This window comes from Geodermatophilus sp. URMC 61 (assembly GCF_052931555.1).
Genome location: NZ_JBRFHZ010000002.1, coordinates 5418631 through 5438700, shown reverse-complemented (window position 1 = coordinate 5438700; position 20070 = coordinate 5418631). Strand labels below are relative to the sequence as shown.

Sequence of the window (20070 nt, the reverse complement as noted above, 5' to 3'; positions counted from 1 at the left end):
GGCGGTCGTGGGACGCCGGGTCTCGCGTACGCCGGGTGATGGGTGTAGGGCTGGTGCGTGAGCGGTCGGGGGACCGATTTCTTCATCAGCCACGCCGGTCGGGACACCGCCTGGGCGGAGTGGCTGGCGTGGCAGCTGCAGGAGGCCGGGTACTCCGTCGAGCTGGCCGCCTGGGACTGGGCGCCGGGTGAGGACTTCGTGGCCCGCATGCAGACGGCGCTGGAGCGCGCCGACCGGCTGCTGGCGGTGTGCACCGAGGCCTACTTCACTTCCGCGTTCGGCGGCGCCGAGCTACGCGCGGCCTTCGCCGCATCCGCAGCGGCGCAGGGGCGGATCGTGCCGGTACTCGTCGAGCCGGTCACCCTGCCGCCGCTGTACTCCAGCCTGGTCCACCTGGACCTGACCGGCATGGACGAGGCCACCGCGGCCACCCAGCTGCGGGCCCGGCTGGCCGGTGGGCGGCCGACGAGCGCGCCGCCGTTCCCCCGAGCCGGGTCGGCGCTGGCGGAGAAGCCGGGGTTCGCCGGTCGGCTACCGACGGTGTGGAAGGTGCCGCCGCGCAATCCGTGGTTCACCGGCCGGGACGGCATGCTCGCCGAGCTGCGCCGGCGACTGCACTCGGGTGAGGGCACGCTGACGGTCCAGGCCCTGTACGGGCTGGGCGGGGTGGGCAAGACCCAGCTGGCGATCGAGTACGCGCACCGGTTCGCCGCCGACTACGACCTGGTGTGGTGGATCGATGCCGCACAGCCGGTGCTCATCCCCGAGCAGCTCGCCGCGCTGGCCACCCGGCTGCATCTCGGTCCGGGGTCGACGGTGACCGACACCGCCGACCGGCTGCTCGCCGAGCTGCGCGGCCGGGCCCGCTGGCTGCTGGTCTTCGACAACGCCGAGCGCCCGGCCGACGTCGCCGACTACCGGCCCGGCGGCACTGGGCACGTGCTCGTCACCTCCCGCTCCCCCGGATGGGGAGCGTTGGGCGGTCGGTTGGAGGTCGACGTGCTCGCCCGCACCGAGACGATCGCACTCCTGCGCGCCCGGATCCCGACCATGAGCTACGAGTTGGCCGACAAGCTGGCCGCCGAGCTCGGCGACCTGCCGCTGGCGGCCGCGCAGGCCGCCGGCTACCTCGAGCAGACCGACCTGTCGGCGGCGGACTACCTCCGCCGGTTCCGCACTCGCCGGGCGACCCTGCTCTCCCGCGGAGACGTGGTCGGCTACTCCGGTCGGCTCGACACCACGTGGGCGCTGTCGCTGGAGCGGTTGCGCGGCGAGGACCCGGCCGCCGTCCGACTGCTGGAGCTGTCCGCGTTCTTCGCTCCTGAGCCCATCCCCCTCAACGTGTTCAGCGGCCACGCCGAACTGCTCGAGGAGCCGCTGTGCAGCGTCGCCGCCGACCCCGATGCCCTGGCCGACACCGTCGGCACGCTGGTCGGCTACTCACTGGCCCGCCGGTCCCCCGACGGCTTCCAGCTGCACCGGCTGGTGCAGGCGGTCATCCGCCACCAGCTGCCGCCCGACCGGCGGCAGGCCACCGCCGAGCAGGTGGTGGCGCTGCTGGCCGCCACCGCCCCCGGCGACCCCGAGGATCCGGCCGGCTGGGCCGCCTACGCCACGCTGGCCCCGCACGTGCTCGCCACCGCCCCGATGGGGGACTCCTCACCCGCCGGCCGGCAACTGGTCCTGAACACCGCCCGCTACCTGCTGGCCCGCGGCGATGTCCACGGCAGCCGGTCCGTGGGCGAGCAGGGGCTCGACCGCTGGCGGGCGATCCTCGGCGCCGACCATCCCGACGCACTGGCTGGGGCGATCACTCTCACCTCTGCCCTGTTCGGGCTGAGCGAGGCAGAAGCGGGCCGCGCGCTGGGCGAAGACACCCTGCAGCGCTGCCGCTGGGTGCTCGGCCCGGACCACCCGACCACCCTGGAGGCAGCGACCGCCCTGACGCTCGCCCTGGTCCAGCTGGGCGAGGCGGAGCAGGCCCGCGCCCTGGGCGAGGACACCCTGCAGCGCGCCCGCCGGGTGCTCGGGCGTGATCCCGTCACCACCCTCGGGGTGGCGACCGCCCTCACCCTCGCGCTGGACCAACTGGGCAGGGCGGAGGCGGCCCGCACCCTGGGCGAGGACACCCTGCTGCGCGCCCGGAGGGGGCTCGGCCCTGACCACGCCACCACCTTGGTGGCGGCGACCGCCCTCACCTCGGCGCTGGCCCAGCAGGGGAAGGCGGAGCCGGCCCGCGCCCTGGGCCAGGACGCGCTCGAGCGCTGCCGCCGGGTGTTCGGCCCGGATCACGTCCTCACGCTGTGGGCAGCGACCGTCCTGGCCTCGGCGCTGGCCCAGTTCGGTGCGGGGGATCCGGCCCGCGCCCTCGGCGAGGACACCCTGCAGCGCGCCCGCCGGGTGCTCGGGCCGGACCATCTCATCACCCTGTCGGCGGCGGCCGCCGTGACCATCGCCCTGGCGGCGCTGAACGAGGGGGATCCGGCCCGCGCCCTGGGCGAGGACACCCTGCAGCGCGCCCGCCGGGTGCTCGGCCCGGACCACCTGATCGTCCTGTGGACGGCCAGCGCGCTGACCCACGCCCTGGTACAGCTCGGCGAGGTGGAGCCGGCTCGCGTCCTGGGCGAGGACACCCTGCAGCGCTGCCGCCGGGTGCTCGCCCCCGAGCACCCGATCGCGCAATACCTGATGCAGGCCGTCAGCCCCAACCAGCTCCTCGGTGAGGACGCCGCTGCCGCCCGCCCGGATCCTCAGCCGTGAACCCGGATCTGCGGACGCGAACCGAGGTTCAGTCGAGGAACAGCTCCCGGGAGACGACGCCGGTGTCGGGGTTGTCGGTGAACAGCCCGTCGATGCCGGTCTCCCAGAACACCAGCTGCTCCTCGATCGCCCGGCCGTAGTCGCCGGGCTCCTCGCCGGCGTCGCGCAGCTCGGCAGGGAGGAACTCGTTCTCGTTGCGGAAGGTGTACGGGTGCACGACCAGGTCAGCGGCGTGCGCGTCGGCCACGAAGGACGTCGGCTCGCCCAGGGTGCCGTCGGCCTCGCGCGGGATGACCTGGGCCTTCTCGGGGCCGACTCCGTCGGCGTACTCGCCGATCCCCGCCAGCCCCTCGGCCGTGGACAGGTCGGCGTAGGTGCGCGGGTCACCGGCGGCCACCAGGTCGGCCGGCGCGCCGGTCGCCGACATGAGCTGCACCAGGGGGACGTCAACGACCCCGTCGAGCTCGCGCAGGTTGGCCGTCTCGAACGACTGCAGGAACACCGGCGCGTCGCGCCGGTCCAGCCCGGCCTGGTCGAGGTCCGCCACCAGCGGCTCCTCGAGCGAGAGGTCGATGGCGTCGAAGTAGGTCGGGTGCTTGGTCTCGATGTAGACGCCGATCTCGCGGCGCAGCTCCCGGGACAGCTCCTCGCGCAGCTCGAGCACCTCGTCGAGGGTCGGCACCTGGTACAGGCCGTCGTAGACGGTGTTCTCCTCCCGGACGTCGGGCAGCCGCTCCACCGCGCGCAGCGTGCGCAGCTCGGCCAGCGTGAAGTCCTCCGTGAACCAGCCGGTCAGCTCGACGCCGTCGATCACCCTGGTGGTGCGCCGGTCGGCGAACTCGGGGCGCTCGGCGACGTCCGTCGTCCCGGAGATCTCGTTCTCGTGGCGGGCGACCAGCACACCGTCCCGGGTGCTCACGACGTCGGGCTCGATGTAGTCCGCGCCCATGCGGGCGGCGAGCTCGTAGGAGGCGAGCGTGTGCTCGGGCCGGTAGCCGGACGCGCCGCGATGGCCGATGACCAGCAGGTCGTCGGCACCGGGGCCGGCCTCCTCGCGCGGCGGCGCGGCGGTGGCCGGCCCGGTCAGCAGCAGCGGGACGGCGATCACGGACGCGGCCAGCAGCGCGGTCCGGCGGTGGGCAGCTCGCACGGTTGTCTCCCCCGGGCTCGGACGACGACCGTCGTCGCCGGCCCGGGCAGATCCCAGCCCGCCGACGTGGCCGCTGTCGAGACCTCGGGCGAACGGCGCTGAACCGCGTGGCGTCGACGGGCCGCCGCACCGGCCCGGCTCAGCCCTGCCAGACCTCGGCGACCTCGCCGGCCACGCGGGCGGCCTGCGCCCGGCCGGCCCGTGCGGAGCCCGCCCGGGCGGCGGGGTCGAGGACGTTGCGGCCGATCGCGCGGCGGCTGGCGTCGTCCGGGGAGACGACGGCGACCCGCGCGATCATCCCGGTGACCTGCGCGTCGACGCTGGAGAGCGGTCCGATGCCCCGCGGGATGGGCGCGAGGACCACCACCCGGTCGTAGCCGTCGGCGAGGTCGGCGTTGGCCGCCGAGCGCATGCCGCCGTCGACGTAGCGGCGGCCGTCGATGGTGACCGGCGGGTACACGCCGGGGACGGCGCAGCTGGCCGCCACGGCCTGCAGCAGCGGGACGCCGGAGGTGCGGTCGAGGACGCGGAACTCGCCGGTCCCCGCGTCGACGGCGGTGATGCGCAGGTCCCGGTCGGGCCACTCCGGACTGACCAGGCGCGAGCCGATCACGTCGAGCCGCTCCTGCTCGGTCGGGGTCAGTCCGGCCCGCTCGGTGGCCAGCGCCAGCGCGCCGATCCGGCGGCGGAACCCGACGTCGTCCCCGCGGCTGCGCAGCGCCGCCAGGCCGTAGCGGAGCAGCGCGGAGCGGGTCATCCGGGCGGCCTGCTCGCCGGTGGGCGGCTCGAGCTGGCGGGCGAACAGCATCTCCAGGTCGGCGCCGCTGGCGAGCTGCGCGCCGACCACCGAGCCGGCCGAGGTGCCCACCACGAGGTCGGCGCCGGTGAGGTCGACGCCGGCCTCGGCGAGGCCGGCGAGCACGCCGATCTCCCAGGCGATGCCGGTGATCCCGCCGCCGCCGAGGACGAGGGCGCTGCGCTGGTCGCTCATCTCGCCATCCTCACCCACGGTCCGCTCTCGACACGCGTAGTGACGTGCGCCACGCTGTGGGCCCCCGGAGAGGAAGGACCCGCATGACCGCCACGCAGGACGCACCGACCCCGACCGCGCACAGCTGGCCGCCCGGCCTGCCGCGGTCGCTGGACTACCCCGCGGTCCCGGTCGGCTCGATCCTGCGGGCGGCGGTGCGCCGCTGGGGTGACCGGACGGCGTTCGTCGACCACGACGTCCCGCTGACCTACACCGAGCTGGGCACCCGGGCGCACGCCGTCGCCAACTGGCTGGCCGACCACGGCGTCGGGCGCGGCGACGTGGTCGCGGTGCACATCCCGAACTGCCGCCAGTACCCGGCGGTGTACTACGGGGTGCTGCTGGCCGGGGCGACCTTCTCCCCCACCAACCCGCTGCTGCCGGCCGCCGACCTCGCCGCGCAGCTGACCGACGCCGGCGCGCGCGTGCTGGTCACCTGGGACCAGGTGCTGCCGTTCGTGCGCTCGGCGCTGGCGGCCACGCCCGTGGAGACCGTCGTCGTCACCGGCGAGGCGCACACCCTCGACCTCGACGCCCGCCTGGAGCTCGAGCCCGGGGACGTCGACCTCGCCGACCTGCTCGCCGGCGACCCCACCGACCGGCACCTCGACGCCGCGGTCGACCCGGCCGCCGACCTGGCGCACCTGGCCTACACCGGCGGCACCACGGGAGTGAGCAAGGGCGTCGAGCTGCCGCACCGCGCCGTCGTCACCAACGTGCTGCAGTCGGCCTGCTGGTCGTCGGGGTCGGTGCCCGAGCTCGACGAGGCCGGCGACGTGACCCTGCGGCAGGTGCTCGGGCGGGACGAGTACCCGACGGCGCTGGGCGAGGCGCGGCTGATCAACCTCACGCCGTGGTTCCACGCCATGGGCGCCATCGGTTACCTCAACGGCATGGTGATGGCCGGGACGATGACGGTCATCCACATGCGCTTCGACCCGGTGCGCTACGTCGAGGACGCCGTCCGGTACGCCGTGACGTCGATCGGCGGGGCGCCGCCGGTGTTCGTGGCGCTGCTGCAGGTGCCGGGTTTCCTGGAGGCCGACTGGTCCGGCGTCCGCGGGGTGTCCTCGGGGGCCGCGCCGCTGGCGGTGACGCTCATCGAGCGGCTGCAGCAGGTGTTGCCCAACGCCGTCATCGGGGAGGGGTACGGGCTCACCGAGGTGACGATGCAGGCGACCGGCAACCCGGTGTACCGGTCGGGCACCCGCAAGGCCGGCACGGTGGGCGTGCCGATCTTCGACACCGAGGTCAGCATCCAGCCGCTCGGTGGCGGCGCTCCGCTGCCGCCCGGCGAGCGCGGCGAGGTGTGCATCCGCGGGCCGCAGGTGATGCGCGGCTACGCGCGCCGGCCGGAGGCGACCGCCGAGGCGATCGACCCCGACGGGTGGTTCCACACCGGGGACGTCGGCGTCCTCGACGAGGACGGCTACCTGGCGATCGTCGACCGCACCAAGGACATGCTGCTCTACAAGGGCTACAACGTCTTCCCGCGTGAGCTGGAGGAGCTGCTGTTCGGCGTCCCCGGGGTGGCCGGGGTGGCCGTGGTGGGCCGGCCGGACGAGGAGGCCGGGGAGCTGCCGGTCGCCTACGTCGTCCGCAAGGCCGGCGACGCCGGCGCCGCGCTGACGGCCGAGTCGGTGATGGCCGCGGTCAACGACAGGGTGACGCCGTACAAGCGGCTGCGCGACGTCGTCTTCATCGACGCGATCCCGGTGTCGGCCGCCGGCAAGGTGCTCAAGCGGGAGCTCGCCGCGCGGGAGCGGTCCGCCGCCACCGGCGGCTGATCCCCCGCCCCTGTCGCCGCACCCGTCCGCTCACCCGGACGGGTGCGGCGGTGCAGGCACGATCGCGGTCGGCTCACTATCGTCCGGCGGGTGGCGAGCGAGACCGAGTCGGGCACCGAACACACCGGCGTGCAGCTCGCGCACGTCGAGCCCTCGCCGATCCGCCAGGTCGCCCGGAGGATCGTCTTCGCCGTCGTCGTCTTCGTGGTCACGGTGCTGCTGGTCTACCTCGACCGGGAGGGATACCGGGACCTCGACGACCTCGGTGAGATCACCCTGCTCGACGCTGCGTACTACGCGACGGTGACGCTCTCCACCACCGGGTACGGCGACATCACGCCGGTCACCGAGCAGGCCCGTCTGGTCAACCTGCTCGTCATCACGCCGCTGCGCGTGCTGTTCCTGATCGTCCTCATCGGGACCACCCTCGAGGCGCTCACCGCGCGCTCCCGGGAGGAGTTCCGCATCCGCCGCTGGAGGTCCCGCGTGCGCCAGCACGTCATCGTGTGCGGCTACGGCACCAAGGGCCGCAGCGCCATCCGTTCCCTGCAGGCCAGCGGCACCCCGCTGGAGCAGATCGTCGTCGTCGACCCCGAACCCCGGGCGATCGAGGAGGCCAACTCGGTCGGGCTGCACGGGATCGTCGGTGACGCCGGCCGCACCGACGTCCTGCGCCGAGCGCACGTCGAGCGCGCCCGCGCCGTGATCGTCGCCGCCAACCGGGACGACGCGTCCGTGCTGATCACGCTCACCGTGCGGCAGCTGAACCCCAGCGTGCCGATCACCACCTCGGTGCGCGAGGAGGAGAACGCCGCGCTGCTGCGCCAGTCGGGGGCCGACACGGTCATCACGACCTCGGCCACCTCGGGGCGGCTGCTGGGCCTGTCCACGGACGCCCCGCGGGTCGTGGCCACGGTCGAGGACCTCGTCACCGGCGGCCAGGGCCTCGACCTCCAGCAGCGGCGGGTCAGCGCCGGCGAGGTGGGCCTGGGGCCGCGGCAGCTGCGCGACATCGTGCTCTCGGTGACCCGGGGCGGACGCACGCTGCGCTTCGACGACCCGCTGATCGGCACCTTGGAGGCCGAGGACGTGCTCGTCGTCGTGCGGTCGCACCCACCGGGCGGTCAGCTCGCCGCGAGCTGACGGCTCCACGTGTCGTCCGCGGCCTCGCGCTGGGGTCGGACGTCGGCGTCGGGCGGCCAGGAGTCAGACGGCGATCAGTCGGCGCGGAGGACCCAGGTCCGGGTGGGCCGGTGACGGCCACGCAGCTCGGCGACCGCACCGGGCTCCCAGTGCTGCGCCTCCCCTGCGCCGGCGTCGCGCACGGCGTCCTCGCTGGCCACCACCCGCCCGGGCGTGTCCTTGGCCAGGTCGGTGAGCCGGGCGGCCTCGTTGACCGGGTCGCCGATGACCGTGTACTCCAGCCGGCTGGCGGCGCCGACCTGACCGGCCCACACCTGACCGCAGGCCACACCGACGCCGACGTCCACCTCGCCGGCCGCGGCGACGGCCGTGCAGATCCGCCGGGCCGCGCGCAGGGCCGCGCCGGCCGGGTCGGGGTGGTCCGTCGGAGCGCCGAAGACGCACAGCACGGCGTCCCCCTCGAACTTGTTGACCAGCCCGCCCTCGCTCTCGACGGTCTCGACGACCACGGCGAAGAAGCGGTTGAGCAGCCCCACCATCTCCTCGGGCCCGGTGCGCAGCACCAGCGAGGTGGAGCCGGCGATGTCGACGAAGAGCGCGGCGACCGTGCGGAGCTCGCCGCCGAGCGAGACCCCGGTGACCAGGGCCTGCTGCGCGACCGTCGTCCCCACGTGACGACCGAACAGGTCGCGCAGCCGCTCGCGCTCGGCGAGGCCGGCGACCATCGTGTTGACGCCCTCCTGCAGCAGCCCGATCTCGCCGGCGTCGTCGACCGGTACGCGGACGTCGTGGTCGCCCGCGCCGACCCGCCGCACAGCGCGGCGCAGGTCGCGCAGCGGCGCGCCGACCGAGCGGCCGGTCAGCAGGGTGGCGAGCAGCCCGACGAGCAGGGCGACGACCGTGAGGAACACGACCGCGGCCCTGTTCGGGCCCTCGGGGTTGCTCGGGTCGAGGAAGAGCAGGACCAGGCCGAGCAGCGGGACGCCGCTGGTCAGCCCCCAGGTCAGCAGCAGCCGCATGCGGACGCCGAGGCTCAGCGCACCCGTCGGCGGGTGGGCCTGGAGCGCGCGGGCGGTGACGTCGCGGCCCATCCGCAGCGCGAGCAGGTAGCTGACCCCCGCGGCCACCACGCCACCGAGCAGCGCGGCCAGGGCGATCCGCAACCCGACCAGCGGGAACGGGGAGACGACGGCACCGACGACACCGACCAGCAGCGCGCCGCCGAGCCACGTGACCGCGGCGACGCGGGCGATGTCGACGGGCAACCGCAGCGCGTGGGCGGCCTCCGCCGGGGTGGGACGGCGGCCTGCGCTGAGCCACGCCGCGGTCGGCCGCTGCCACCGCAGCCCGACCAGGACGCCGAGCGGCAGCGCGACGGCGAGGTAGACGAGCGCGGTCAGCACGATGACGGCGCGGCCCCCGGCGGGGTCGTGCGCGCCGGCGGACAGGCCGAGCAGCAGCAACCCGACGGTGCCGACGCCGCCGAGGTTGGCGACGACGACCAGCACGACGAGCACCGGCACCGTGCGCTGCCCGGTGGGCGCCCACTCGAGCGCCGCGTCGAGACGGCGGGCGGCGGCGGGGACGTCCCTCATGGACCGGATGCGGGGGCCGGGAGGTCGCGCACGGCCCCCATCGTCACCGAGGCGGGCTCCCCTCCCCGCAGCCGGGGCCTCAGACGGGGACGGCCTCCAGGGCGTCGGCCTGCTGCACCAGGTCGGCCGCGGTGGTCAGCCAGCCGGCGACCAGCAGCAACGGCCACGCCTGCTCGTCGTCCAGCGAGGCCGTCGTCGCCACCAGCGAGGCCTGGGCCACGGCCCTGCACGCCATGTTCCGCATGACGGCTCCTTCCATCGGTTGCCCGGACGGTCGGCACCGACGGGGCCGGGGTCCAGCCGTGCAACACAGATGTCATCCCGAGGGGTGGACGGCGCACCGCCGCGGGGGACTCGCACGCCGAGCGGGGGCTCACCCCTCGGCCGCAGCCACCTCCGCCGTGGGGAGCCGGCGCAGTGCCGGGTCGTAGCCCAGGCGCTCGCTCGCTTCCGCCGCGGCACGGGCCACGACGGGCCCGAGCCGCTCGACGTCGCGCTCGGTGACCCGCTGGGTCGGGAAGCCCAGCCCCAGCACCACGGCCAGCTCGCCCGTGTGGTCGAGGACGGGTGCGGCGATCGAGCCGACATCGGCGTGACGCTCGCCGAAGGCGGCGTAGAAGCCCTGCTCGCGGGCCACGGCGACCTGCCGGTCGAGCTCCTCGAGACTGGTCGGGGTCAGCGGGGTGAACCGGGCCAGCTCACCGCTCTCGAGGTCGCGGCGCGCCTCGGGGTCGAAGGCGAGGAAAACCTTGCCGGGCGCGCCGGCGTGGATGGGCATCACCATGCCGACCATGAACGGGCGCATCACGACATGGCGGGTCTCCGCGACGGCGACGATCGTCCGGAACACGCCGTCCCGCACGTAGAGGCAGGCGGTCTCACCGGTCTCGTCGCGCAGCTGCTGGAGCACCGGCTTCACCAGCCGGACGACGTCGAGACCCAGGGTCCCCGGCGTCGCCCAGCGCACCAGTGAGATGCCGATGCGGTACCGGTCGCCGTCCCGGTCGAGGAAGCCCTCGTAGACCAGGTCCTGCACCAGCCGCTGGCAGGTGCTCTGAGGCAGACCGGTGGCCCGCACGAGGTCGCGCATCGTCGGGTCGGGCGCCTCGACGGAGAAGCAGTTCAGGATCCGGGTGATCTTGTGCAGGACGAGCGTGGACGCCCTGCCCTCCTCGTGCCGTGCCACCACCGTCGATTCCTCACGAGCGCCGTCCGAACTGGTCCCCCGGCCCCGAGGGCCCGACCGCCTCATCGTAGGTCGCCCGTCGCCGCCTCCCCGGCGTCGAGTGGGCACCCACGGGCTGCGGTCGTGTGTGCCACATCACTGTGAGCCCGTTGACACCACGATGCTGCTACCCGCATGGTGGTGATGCAACCCACGATGTGAGTGGCCCGTCGTGCCGCCTCCCACTCCCACACCCCGACGTGGAGACCTCATGCCTGCCTCGCCCAGCCTCGTGACGTCCGAGACGGCTCCCGAGCCGAAGACCGCGCACTCGTCCCGGATCGGGCTGATCGTCCCCAGCTCGAACACCACCATGGAGACCGAGCTGCCCGAGCTCTTCGGGCGCCAGTCGGAGGCGACCGGTCACCGGTACACGTTCCACTCCGCCCGCGCGACGCTGAAGAACGTCACCCGCGAGGAACTGCTGGCCATGGTGGCCAAGGCGGCCGACTGCGCGACCGCCGTCTCCGACGCCGACGTCGACGTGATCGCCTACGCCTGCCTGGTGGCGGTCATGGCGCAGGGGCCGGGCGCGCACGTCGACTCCGAGTCGGTCATCGCGCAGGCCGCCTCCGACAACGGGCACCCGGCAGCGGTCGCCAGCAGCGCGGGGGCGTTGGTCCGCACGCTCCACGAGCTCGGCGCCGCCCGGGTCGCGATGGTGGCCCCGTACATGAAGCCGCTGACGAAGATGGTCAGCGACTACATCGAGGGCTCCGGCATCACCGTCGTCGACAGCGCGAGCCTCGAGGTCGCCGACAACCTCGCCGTCGGCTGCCTCGACCCGGGCGCCCTACCGGCGATCGCCCGCGACCTCCAGCGGGAGGGAGCCGACGCGATCGTGCTGTCCGCCTGCGTGCAGATGCCGTCCCTCCCGGCGGTTCAGGCCGTCGAGGACGAGCTGGGTCTCCCGGTGGTCACCGCGGCGACGGCCACGGCCTACGAGGTGTTGAAGGCCCTCGGCCACACCCCGGCGATCACCGGAGCCGGCCGCCTGCTGTCCGGCGCGCTCGTCCCGACCGCCGCCCAGGCCGGCTGACGGCGCCGGCCATGTCGCTGTCGATCATCGCCTTCCTCGTCCTGATCGCGGCCTTCGCGATCGGCTCGATCACCAGCATCAGCGCCGGGCTGCTCGCGCTGGTCGCCGCCTTCGGGGTCGGCACGCTGCTGGCCGGCCTCCCGCTGGCCGACGTCATCGCCGAGTTCCCGTCCGGGCTCTTCTTCATCCTGGTCGGCGCCACGCTGCTGTTCGGCATCGTGCGGATCACCGGGACCATCGACCTTCTCGCGTACTGGGCCGAACGGCTCGCGGGCGGCCGGCGGCTGCTCGTGCCCACGCTGATGTTCCTGCTCACAGCCCTGCTCGCCTCGGCCGGCGCGTTCACCCCGGCGGCCATCGCCATTGTCGCCCCGGTCGCGCTCGCGCTGGGCAGCCGGTTCGGGATCAGCACCCTCGCCATGGGGCTGGTCGTCGTGCAGGGCGCCAACGCCGGCGCCTTCTCCCCGGTCAACCCCTTCGGCGTGCTGTCCAACCTCATGCTCGACGAGGCCGGGGCGGGCGGGTCGGCGACGCTGCAGCTGTACGTCTCCTGCTTCCTGTTCAACGCCGTCCTGGGCGTGCTGGCCTACGTCCTCGTCCAGACCGTGGTGAACCGGCGCGAGCGCGGCGCCGCTGCGGACGATCTCGTCGCCGACGGGAGCAGCGGCGCCGGCGCCGGCGTCCGGCCGGCCGGTCCCCCGACGGGCGGCGTGGCGACCGCCGTCGCCACCGAGACGGCGACCGAGGCACCAGCGCCCACCAAGGTCGAGGTCACCCCGATGCGGGTCCTCACCCTGCTCGGTCTGGCCGCCCTGCTGGTGCTGACGACGGTGTTCGGCATCGACGTCGGCGTGGCCTCCCTCGTGATCGCGCTGGCCCTGATCGTCGTCAAGCCGTCGGTGCAGAAGCCGGCCGTCGAGTCGATGCCGTGGTCGGCGATCGTGCTGGTCACCGGCATCGTGACCTACGTCGGGATGCTGGAGACCATCGGCGCCCTGGAGGACCTGCAGAACGGCATCGAGGGCCTGGGCAACAGCTCCGTGGCCGCACTGGTCGTCAGCTACGTGGTCGGCATCGTCTCGGCGTTCGCGTCGACCACCGGCACGCTGGGCGTCATCAGCCCGGTCGTGGTGCCCATCGCCGCCGACCCGCTGCTCACGCCGATCGGCGTGGTGACCGCGGTGAGCATCAGCTCGTCGGTGGTCGACACCAGCCCGATGTCGACCAGCGGCGCACTGCTCATGGCCAGCGCGCAGCCGAGGGACGAGCGGCTGTTCTTCCGGGCGCTGCTGCTGTGGGCCATCGGGATGATCGCGGTGGTGCCGCTGCTCGTCTGGTTGCTGTTCGTGCAGCTCGGCATCGGCTGACCCGGCCGGTACCGCTGGGCACGAGGGCCGTCTCCCACCGGGGGGCGGCCCTCGCCGTCCGGGTGGACGCTGCCGCGACCCCCCGGATTGGCGGGAGCGTGGCATGGTCTCCCGAGGGAGACTGACCGGGCCAGGAACGGTCGGATCGTGGGGGACGGTCGATGTCGAAGCAGTCCGGGGCCGAGCGGAAGCACCGGCACGGGTCGGGCCTGTGGCAGGGCGCGGCCGTGGTCGTCGCCGCCGCCACCCTGATGGCGGGCTCGCAGGTGGCCGATGCCGGCCGCCCGGCCGCGAGCACTCCGCAGGTCCCGACGCCGGCCGGGGTCGAGACGTCCACGTCCACCCACGCGGCCAGCAGTTCCGCCGTCATCCCGTACGCCGCCCCCGGCACGACCACGTCCACCGCGTCGTCGTCCCCCTCGTCCCCCTCCTCCCCGTCGTCGAGCGCGGCGGCGGCCGCGTCGGGCCTGGCGGCCGGCGGGATCCCGTCGGTCGCCAAGGCGGCCTACGACTCCGCGGTCGCGACGGCGCCCGCGGAGTGCGGCATCGAGTGGTCGCTGGTCGCCGCCATCGGCCGCGTCGAGTCCAACCACGGCCGCTTCGCCGGAGCGGTGCTGCGGACCGACGGGCGGTCGGCGCCCCGGATCATCGGGATCCCGTTGGACGGGACCGGCACGGCGCTCATCCGGGACACCGACGGCGGACGCCTCGACGGCGACACCGTCTTCGACCGCGCCGTCGGCCCGATGCAGTTCATCCCGTCCACCTGGGCGCGCTACGCCAGCGACGGGGACGGCGACGGGAGCAGCGACCCCTTCGACATCCAGGACGCCGCTCGTGCGACCGCCCGGTACCTGTGCGCCGCCAGTGGCGATCTCACCACGGTGAACGGCCAGCGGCGCGCCGTCCTCGCCTACAACCACTCCGACAGCTACGTGGCGACGGTCCTGACCCTCGCCGCCCGGTACGCCGGGACGCCGGCACCCACCGTGCCGACCGACGTGGCGCCCTCGCCCTCGGAGCCGCCGGCGAACCCGGGTCCGCCGCCGGCGGTGCCGCCCGCCGCGGTCCCGTCGTCGTCCGCCCCGCCGTCCACGACCTCGATGACGACGTCACCGCCGGTCACGACGTCCCCGCCGAGCACGACGCCGCCCACGGTCACCGCCCCACCGTCGACGACCCCGCCCACGGTCACCGCCCCACCGTCGACGACGCCGCCCACGGTCACCGCCCCACCGTCGACGACGCCGCCGAGCACGACGCCGCCGACGGTCACCACCCCGCCGACCACGACGCCGCCGACGGTCACCACCCCGCCGACCACGACTCCGCCGACGACCACGCCACCGGCGACCACGACCCCGTCGACCACGACCCCGTCGACCACGACCCCGTCAACGACCACGCCGACCACGACGCCGCCGACGGTCACCACCCCACCGAGCACCACGCCGCCCGCAGGCACGACCCCGCCGTCGTCGACGTCGCCGACGGTCACCACCCCGCCGGCCACGACGTCCGGGTGCCCGACCCCGGCGGTCGCGTCGCTCGGCACGGTCGACATCCGCGACGGCTCAGCGGACCCGTCGATGGCGACGGCCGTCGGTGCCCGGGTGGTGGACGCGGGCGGCACGGTCGGCGTCGTGAGCACCACGCAGGACACCACCTCCGGTGTCCTGTACCCGGAGGGCCAGAACGGGGTGGCGACGGCACTCGCCGACGCGCTCGGCCTGACCGACGCCGCGCAGGTCGGTGACGTCGACCGGGTCACCGTGGTCGTCGGGGCCGCCGACGCCGCTCGGCTGTCCTGCACCGACTGACCTCACCTCGGCCGGCGCCGCTCTTCAGAGGTCCACGGGGCTCGTGGCGAGGACCGCCTCCGCGACGACGAGGTCCTGCCAGGACATGCCGACGCTCTTGAAGACCAGTGGCCGGTCGGTCGGCGGGGTGACCGCGCCGGTCACGACGTCGCGCACGGGCACGAGGTCGGCGGCGGTCAGTGCGCCCTCGGCGATCGCCAGGACCACGTCGCCGGCCTCGCGCAGGGCGGTGGCGGCGTCCTCGACCACCACGGTGGCCCGGCCCAACAGCGGCGCATCGAGTTCTCGGGCATCGGGCTCGTGCGAGCCGACCGCGACCACCACGGCGTCGTCGCGCAGCAGGCCCGAGTCGAACAGCGGTGAGCGCGCCGAGGTCGCGCAGACGACGACGTCCGCCGTCCGCAGCGCCTCGTCGGCCTGCACGGAGCCGAGCCGGACCACGTCCAGCGACGTCCGGGACGGATCGCGGACCAGGTGGGTGACTCCGGCCAGCCGGCGGACGGCGGCCAGCGTGGCGACGTGCCCGACCGCCTGGGGCCCGGCGCCGACCACCGCCACCCGCAGCGGCCGGTCGGGCAGGGCCGGGAGGACGGCGGCGACCGAGACCGCCGGGGTCCGCAGTGTGGTCAGCGCCGTGCCGTCGAGCACCGCGCGCAGCGCGAGGGTCTCCCGGTCGAACAGCAGGTAGACGGCCTGGATGCGGGGCAGCCCGCGAGCCGCGTTGCCGGGGGCGACCGTGGCGACCTTCACGCCGGTCGCGCCCGGCGTCTCGGAGGGCATGAGCAGGAACTGGCCGTGCGCGAGGCCGACCGCCGTCCGGGGCGGGTCGGTGACGGGGTCGAACCCGCCGCGCAGCGCGGCCGTGACCGCCCGGACCGCCGCGGCCGGACCGAGCGCGGCGACGGCGTCCGCATCGAGGAACCTCACCGCAGCACGACCTCGGGGACCGGCGGGTCCGCGATCGCCGGCGGAGCACCCGCAACGGCTCGGCTCGGTCGCCGGCCGGTGCGCCGGTCGGGGCTCGCGCTCCAGGGTGCCAGCACGGCGGCACCCTGCCACACCGCGGACGCACTGCGCCCTCCCCTGGCCTGCTCCCGGACCGGTCGATGCCGATACGAGGGAGGCTCGCCGTCAACCGTGAGTTGACGCCACCGATACCGTCAACCTACGGTTGACGGCATGACGACAGGGCTCCGGGCGACCGTCCGCCTCGACGACCTCATCGGCGCCATCGCCAGTGCGCACCCCGAGCCCCTCGACCGACTCACCAACGCGGTCGTGCTGGCCGAGCACCTCGATGAGGTCGCCGATGCCCTCATCGGGCACTTCGTGGACCAGGCTCGCCGGGCCGGGGCCTCGTGGTCCGAGATCGGACAGAGCATGGGGGTCACCAAGCAGGCCGCGCAGAAGCGCTTCGTCGCCCGCGGCCCGTCGGGTGCTACCACGCCCCTCGACCCTAGCCAGGGGTTCAGCCGGTTCACCGACGAGGCCCGCGCCGTCGTGGTGACCGCGCAGGAACGAGCGCGGGAGGCCGGCAACGACACCATCACCGTCGGCCATCTGGTGATGGCGCTCCTCGCCGACCCGCAGAGCACGGCCGCCCGCGCTGTCGCGGCGCAGGGGGTGTCACTGGACGAGGTCCGCCGGACGGCGACGGCCACGCTGCCGCCCGCCGCGGCGACCGTGCCCGACCTCATCCCGTTCGACGCCCACGCCCGCGCCGCGCTCGAACAGACCTTCGCGGAGGCCCAGCGCCTCGGTGCGGAGACCGTCGGCAGCAAGCACCTCCTGCTCGCGGTCCTGACCGTCGAGGACGGGACCGGAGTACTCGCCGGCCTCGGCGTCGACCGTGCCGCCGTCGAGGTCGGCAGCCCCGGAGCGGGTGGTCCCCAGCCGCGGTCGACAGGGGGGGTGAAGGCCGTCGACGGAGCACCGCGGGCACCGTCTCGACCCCTGTGACGCGCCGTCCGGCGTTGGAGTGGCGCCTGCGCCGCGGCACGACGGGCAGCGAGCGGGATGACCGCCGGCAGCTGCCCCTGAGCAGTTGCACGGATCGGCACGGACGTTGCTCGGGCCAGTGGTTGCTCGGCCAGGCACGCTCACGGCACCGGCGTGCTCGACGGGGATGACGACGTCCCGGGGAGGAGGGGACGCTGATCGCCGACCTCATCCAGCAGGCCCGGTCCGGCCTGGTCGCCGCAGGCGTCCACGAGGGATCGGGATCGCCGGCGTCGCTTGGTCGGAGCACACACAGGTGGGATCGTCGGGTCGTCCGAGGACGGTGCGGGAAGGCGAGCGATGACCGACCTCCAGGTGCGGGCGCAACGGCTACCGGGTATCGGTTGGCGCTACACCATCCCGGCCGACAGGGGCCGCGACGTCATGGTCGTCGTCGAGGACCGTGGACCTCGGTATCTCGTGCTCCTCGACCCCCACCTGGACGAAGCGCTGACGACGGTTCGACTTCCTGCCGAACGCGCCTCCGTGCTCGCCGCGTTGTTGACCGGTGCCCGGTTCACCCTGATCCCCTCCGACGAGCCCGCCGAGGTGGGCGCCCCCGACCCACTGGAGGTCGTCGTCGAGACACTGCCGGTCGTCAGCGGTTCGCCGGCGATAGGCCTGACGCAGGACGAGGCCGCTCCCCGGTTGGGCGACGAGGCCGCCCTGCTCGGGGTCATCGACGATCGAACCCCGGAGTTGATCGACCCCGAAGGCGGTCGGGCCATCCAGGAGGGGGACAAGCTCGTGGTCGCGGCGCGACGCGGGCGGATGGAGTCGCTCCGCAGTTCTGTGTGATGGCGCCGGTCCTCCGCGGCCTACCGGTCATGGACGGGAGAGCCTGTCCTGCTGCGCCTCCCGGTCGCGTCCTGGCGGGCTGCCCCGTCGAGGCTGCCGGGACGGCAGCAGCGTCCGACCCGCACAGCCGTTGATCCATGGCGCCGCGGGAGTGGCAGCAGCAGCACCGGTGACCTCCAGCTCGAAGGACCCTCGGGCCCGCCAGACGGTGCCGGTACAGCACGGGCCTTTACAGGCCGAGGCGGTGGAGCGACTGTGGACGCGTCCGCGTTCGTCGCGGCCGATGGCGTGGCGGGCGCACCACGCCGCGCGCCGGCCTCGGTTCCCTGGAAGGAGACGGCGTGCGGGAGCTCGTCTACTACATCGGGGTCTCCCTCGACGGTTTCATCGCGGGCCCCGACGACCAGATCGACTTCTACCCGATGTCCGAGCCGTACACGGAGTGGATGGCGACCGAGTTCGGCGACGCGCTACCCACCCACCTCCGCCAGCGGCTCGGCATCGACGCGGCGCCCAACCGGCGCTTCGACACGATCGTCATGGGCCGGCGCACCTACGACCCCGCCCTCCGGCTCGGCGTCACCAGTCCCTACGCCCACCTGCGCCAGGTTGTGGTCTCCCGCACGCTCGAGTCCCCGGACCCGGACGTCACCGTCGTCCGCGACGACCCCGTCGGAGCCGTGCGTGCGCTCAAGCAGGAGGACACCGGGCTCGACGTCTACCTCGCCGGTGGCGGGCAGCTGGCGGGCGAGCTCCTCGACGAGATCGACCGCCTGGTGGTCAAGCTCTACCCGGTCGTCGCCGGCGCGGGCCGGACGGCCTTCGGCACGCGGTTCGCGCCCACCCGCTTCCAGCTGGACGACCTGCGCAGCTTCCCGGGCGGCAACACGGTCCTGTACTACTCGCGGCCACGCTGAGCGGGACACCGACCGAAGCGTGCGAGAGCCCTGTGCGGACGTCGTCTGCACAGGGCTCTCGGCAGGGGGGGTTCTGGCGACATGAAAACTCGCAGGTAGAAGGGCCCGACTGCGGCATGCGCCATCTGTCCTGCACACGGATCATCGCGAGTTCGCACACGGATCCGCGCAGATGGCCGTGTGCACAGCCCCGGGCCCGGTCGAGCCGACACGACGCCTCGGGGCCGCCCATGACGAACGGCTTCCGCGTCAGACGGCGGGCGCGGAGGCGGTCGATCGGCGTGGGATCAAGGTCGGTGGCGCCACCCTGACCCGGTCGTGATCTCCCTGCGCCCCGGAGATGAGCAGCTGGAGGGCTGCGCCGGCGATCTGGTCGAACGGTACTCGCACCGATGTGAGCGGAATGGGCAGGCGGCTGACGATCGGGATGTCGTTGTATCCGACGAGCGAGACGTCCTTGGGCACGGACAGTCCCAGGTTCTCGAACGCGGACAGAGCCCCGATCGCTGTGTTGTCGTTGACCGCGAAGACGGCGGTCGGCCGCGGATCCAGGCTCATCAGGGCACGGGCGGCGTCCGCGCCGGAGTCGATGCCGAAGGTGGACTCGACGACCCAGGACGGCGCCACGTCCACATCCGCCTCGGCCATGGCCTGCCGGTAGCCCTCCATCCGGCCGCGGGCGCTGGAGGCGTAACCCGGACCGGCGATCAAGCCGATGCGACGGTGCCCGAGGTCGAGCAGGTGCCGGGTGGCCAGGTAGCCGCCGAGCCGGTCGTCGCCGACCGAGGCGAGGCTGTGCCCGTCGGTTCGCAGGGCCAGCACGTAGGGCACCCCGCGGGCGGCCAGTTGGCTGGGGAAGTCGTCGCCGAGGCGGGCGGTGGACAGGATCACCCCGTCGACGCGGCGCTGGAGCAGCGCCTCCACCGCGGTCCGCTCGGCATCGGGCTCGTCGCCGGTGGTGGCCACGATGGTGAAGTGGCCGGACCGCTGGCCGGCGTGGGCCAGCGCCTCGTACAGCATCGCCATGACGGTGTCGGTCAGCCGCGGCACCACCACCCCGATCGTCATCGTCTTGCCGCGCCGCAGGCTGGCCGCCGACGGGTCGCGGACGTAGCCGAGCTCGGCGGCCACCTGCCGTACGCGCTGGGCGGTGGCGCTCTCCGAGCGCGGTAGCCGTTCGTCGAGGATCCGGGAGACCGTGGACTTGGACACCCCGGCGGCGGCCGCCACGTCGAGCAGCGTCACCGGCGCGGAACGGGGACGGGTCTGGGGATCCTGGGCCACGAGTCCTCCTGTCACCTCAGCCTATGCCGGACGCCCCGCCTCGTCGGCCCGGTCGGCGCCGACCCGACGCGCGGGTCGGGCGGCCGTCACGGCCGGACGGCGGGCGACGTCGGCGAGGCCCCATCGTCGGTCACGAAGGGTGACCGTGCCCCGCGAT

16 protein-coding genes are annotated in these 20070 nt (G+C 74.2%); 9 read left to right on the top strand and 7 right to left on the bottom strand.

Annotation, left to right across the window (positions count from 1 at the left end; translation table 11 throughout):
* Positions 1-57: 57 nt before the first annotated feature.
* The gene (fxsT, locus tag ACU610_RS25565) at positions 58-2760 is read left to right on the top strand and encodes an FxSxx-COOH system tetratricopeptide repeat protein (protein WP_446770493.1); all 2703 of its coding nucleotides are present in this window, start codon (positions 58-60) and stop codon (positions 2758-2760) included.
* Positions 2761-2788: 28 nt separating this feature from the next.
* Here the strand turns inward: fxsT and ACU610_RS25560 are convergent, their stop codons facing one another.
* A complete protein-coding gene (locus tag ACU610_RS25560) occupies positions 2789-3910 on the bottom strand; it encodes a glycerophosphodiester phosphodiesterase (RefSeq protein ID WP_446770492.1) in 1122 nt (373 codons plus the stop codon).
* Positions 3911-4049: 139 nt separating this feature from the next.
* On the bottom strand, positions 4050-4901 hold the full coding sequence (locus ACU610_RS25555; protein ID WP_446770491.1) for a patatin-like phospholipase family protein: 852 nt from the start codon (positions 4899-4901) through the stop codon (positions 4050-4052).
* Positions 4902-4984: 83 nt separating this feature from the next.
* On the opposite strand from ACU610_RS25555, the gene ACU610_RS25550 reads away from it, so the two are divergent.
* On the top strand, positions 4985-6727 hold the full coding sequence (locus ACU610_RS25550; RefSeq protein WP_446770490.1) for a class I adenylate-forming enzyme family protein: 1743 nt from the start codon (positions 4985-4987) through the stop codon (positions 6725-6727).
* 90 nt (positions 6728-6817) lie between these two features.
* Positions 6818-7870, top strand: a complete 1053-nt coding sequence (locus ACU610_RS25545) for a potassium channel family protein (RefSeq protein WP_446770489.1) — start codon at positions 6818-6820, stop codon at positions 7868-7870.
* 74 nt (positions 7871-7944) lie between these two features.
* Here the strand turns inward: ACU610_RS25545 and ACU610_RS25540 are convergent, their stop codons facing one another.
* The 3 genes from ACU610_RS25540 to ACU610_RS25530 all read right to left on the bottom strand — a co-directional run bounded on the left by ACU610_RS25540 (position 7945) and on the right by ACU610_RS25530 (position 10654).
* Positions 7945-9465 carry an adenylate/guanylate cyclase domain-containing protein gene (locus tag ACU610_RS25540; protein WP_446770488.1) on the bottom strand — a complete coding sequence of 507 codons (1521 nt, stop codon included), beginning with the start codon at positions 9463-9465 and terminating at the stop codon, positions 7945-7947.
* Positions 9466-9544: 79 nt separating this feature from the next.
* Entirely contained in the window at positions 9545-9709 is a 165-nt protein-coding gene (locus ACU610_RS25535) for a hypothetical protein (RefSeq protein ID WP_446770487.1), read from the bottom strand.
* 129 nt (positions 9710-9838) lie between these two features.
* Positions 9839-10654 carry an IclR family transcriptional regulator gene (locus tag ACU610_RS25530; RefSeq protein WP_446770486.1) on the bottom strand — a complete coding sequence of 272 codons (816 nt, stop codon included), beginning with the start codon at positions 10652-10654 and terminating at the stop codon, positions 9839-9841.
* 247 nt (positions 10655-10901) lie between these two features.
* Between ACU610_RS25530 and ACU610_RS25525 the strand changes: the two genes are divergently transcribed.
* From ACU610_RS25525 to ACU610_RS25515, 3 genes are all read left to right on the top strand, one after another.
* The gene (locus tag ACU610_RS25525) at positions 10902-11729 is read left to right on the top strand and encodes a maleate cis-trans isomerase family protein (RefSeq protein ID WP_446770485.1); all 828 of its coding nucleotides are present in this window, start codon (positions 10902-10904) and stop codon (positions 11727-11729) included.
* 11 nt (positions 11730-11740) lie between these two features.
* The gene (locus ACU610_RS25520) at positions 11741-13096 is read left to right on the top strand and encodes an SLC13 family permease (RefSeq protein WP_446770484.1); all 1356 of its coding nucleotides are present in this window, start codon (positions 11741-11743) and stop codon (positions 13094-13096) included.
* Positions 13097-13257: 161 nt separating this feature from the next.
* Positions 13258-14916 carry a lytic murein transglycosylase gene (locus ACU610_RS25515; protein WP_446770483.1) on the top strand — a complete coding sequence of 553 codons (1659 nt, stop codon included), beginning with the start codon at positions 13258-13260 and terminating at the stop codon, positions 14914-14916.
* A 24-nt stretch (positions 14917-14940) separates the two neighbouring features.
* Here the strand turns inward: ACU610_RS25515 and ACU610_RS25510 are convergent, their stop codons facing one another.
* Positions 14941-15843, bottom strand: coding sequence for an ornithine cyclodeaminase family protein (locus ACU610_RS25510; RefSeq protein ID WP_446770482.1), 903 nt, complete (start codon positions 15841-15843; stop codon positions 14941-14943).
* 252 nt (positions 15844-16095) lie between these two features.
* Here ACU610_RS25510 and ACU610_RS25505 point away from each other — a divergent pair, with 252 nt between their 5' ends.
* The 3 genes from ACU610_RS25505 to ACU610_RS25495 all read left to right on the top strand — a co-directional run bounded on the left by ACU610_RS25505 (position 16096) and on the right by ACU610_RS25495 (position 18629).
* Positions 16096-16875 carry a Clp protease N-terminal domain-containing protein gene (locus ACU610_RS25505; RefSeq protein ID WP_446770481.1) on the top strand — a complete coding sequence of 260 codons (780 nt, stop codon included), beginning with the start codon at positions 16096-16098 and terminating at the stop codon, positions 16873-16875.
* A gap of 339 nt (positions 16876-17214) precedes the next feature.
* On the top strand, positions 17215-17712 hold the full coding sequence (locus ACU610_RS25500) for a hypothetical protein (RefSeq protein ID WP_446770480.1): 498 nt from the start codon (positions 17215-17217) through the stop codon (positions 17710-17712).
* A 341-nt stretch (positions 17713-18053) separates the two neighbouring features.
* Positions 18054-18629: a dihydrofolate reductase family protein gene (locus ACU610_RS25495; RefSeq protein WP_446770479.1), complete on the top strand. Its 576-nt coding sequence runs from the start codon at positions 18054-18056 to the stop codon at positions 18627-18629.
* A gap of 249 nt (positions 18630-18878) precedes the next feature.
* On the opposite strand, the gene ACU610_RS25490 is transcribed toward ACU610_RS25495, so the two are convergent.
* Positions 18879-19913, bottom strand: coding sequence for a LacI family DNA-binding transcriptional regulator (locus ACU610_RS25490; RefSeq protein ID WP_446770478.1), 1035 nt, complete (start codon positions 19911-19913; stop codon positions 18879-18881).
* Between the last annotated feature and the right edge of the window lie 157 nt (positions 19914-20070).

Coding starts and splice junctions, on each gene's coding strand:
- ACU610_RS25555 (WP_446770491.1), bottom strand. CDS start 4,901: ATGAGCGACCAGCGCAGCGCCCTCGTCCTCGGCGGCGGCGGGATCACC.
- ACU610_RS25550 (WP_446770490.1), top strand. CDS start 4,985: ATGACCGCCACGCAGGACGCACCGACCCCGACCGCGCACAGCTGGCCG.
- ACU610_RS25540 (WP_446770488.1), bottom strand. CDS start 9,465: ATGAGGGACGTCCCCGCCGCCGCCCGCCGTCTCGACGCGGCGCTCGAG.
- ACU610_RS25535 (WP_446770487.1), bottom strand. CDS start 9,709: ATGCGGAACATGGCGTGCAGGGCCGTGGCCCAGGCCTCGCTGGTGGCG.
- ACU610_RS25525 (WP_446770485.1), top strand. CDS start 10,902: ATGCCTGCCTCGCCCAGCCTCGTGACGTCCGAGACGGCTCCCGAGCCG.
- ACU610_RS25520 (WP_446770484.1), top strand. CDS start 11,741: ATGTCGCTGTCGATCATCGCCTTCCTCGTCCTGATCGCGGCCTTCGCG.
- ACU610_RS25515 (WP_446770483.1), top strand. CDS start 13,258: ATGTCGAAGCAGTCCGGGGCCGAGCGGAAGCACCGGCACGGGTCGGGC.
- ACU610_RS25505 (WP_446770481.1), top strand. CDS start 16,096: ATGACGACAGGGCTCCGGGCGACCGTCCGCCTCGACGACCTCATCGGC.
- ACU610_RS25500 (WP_446770480.1), top strand. CDS start 17,215: ATGACCGACCTCCAGGTGCGGGCGCAACGGCTACCGGGTATCGGTTGG.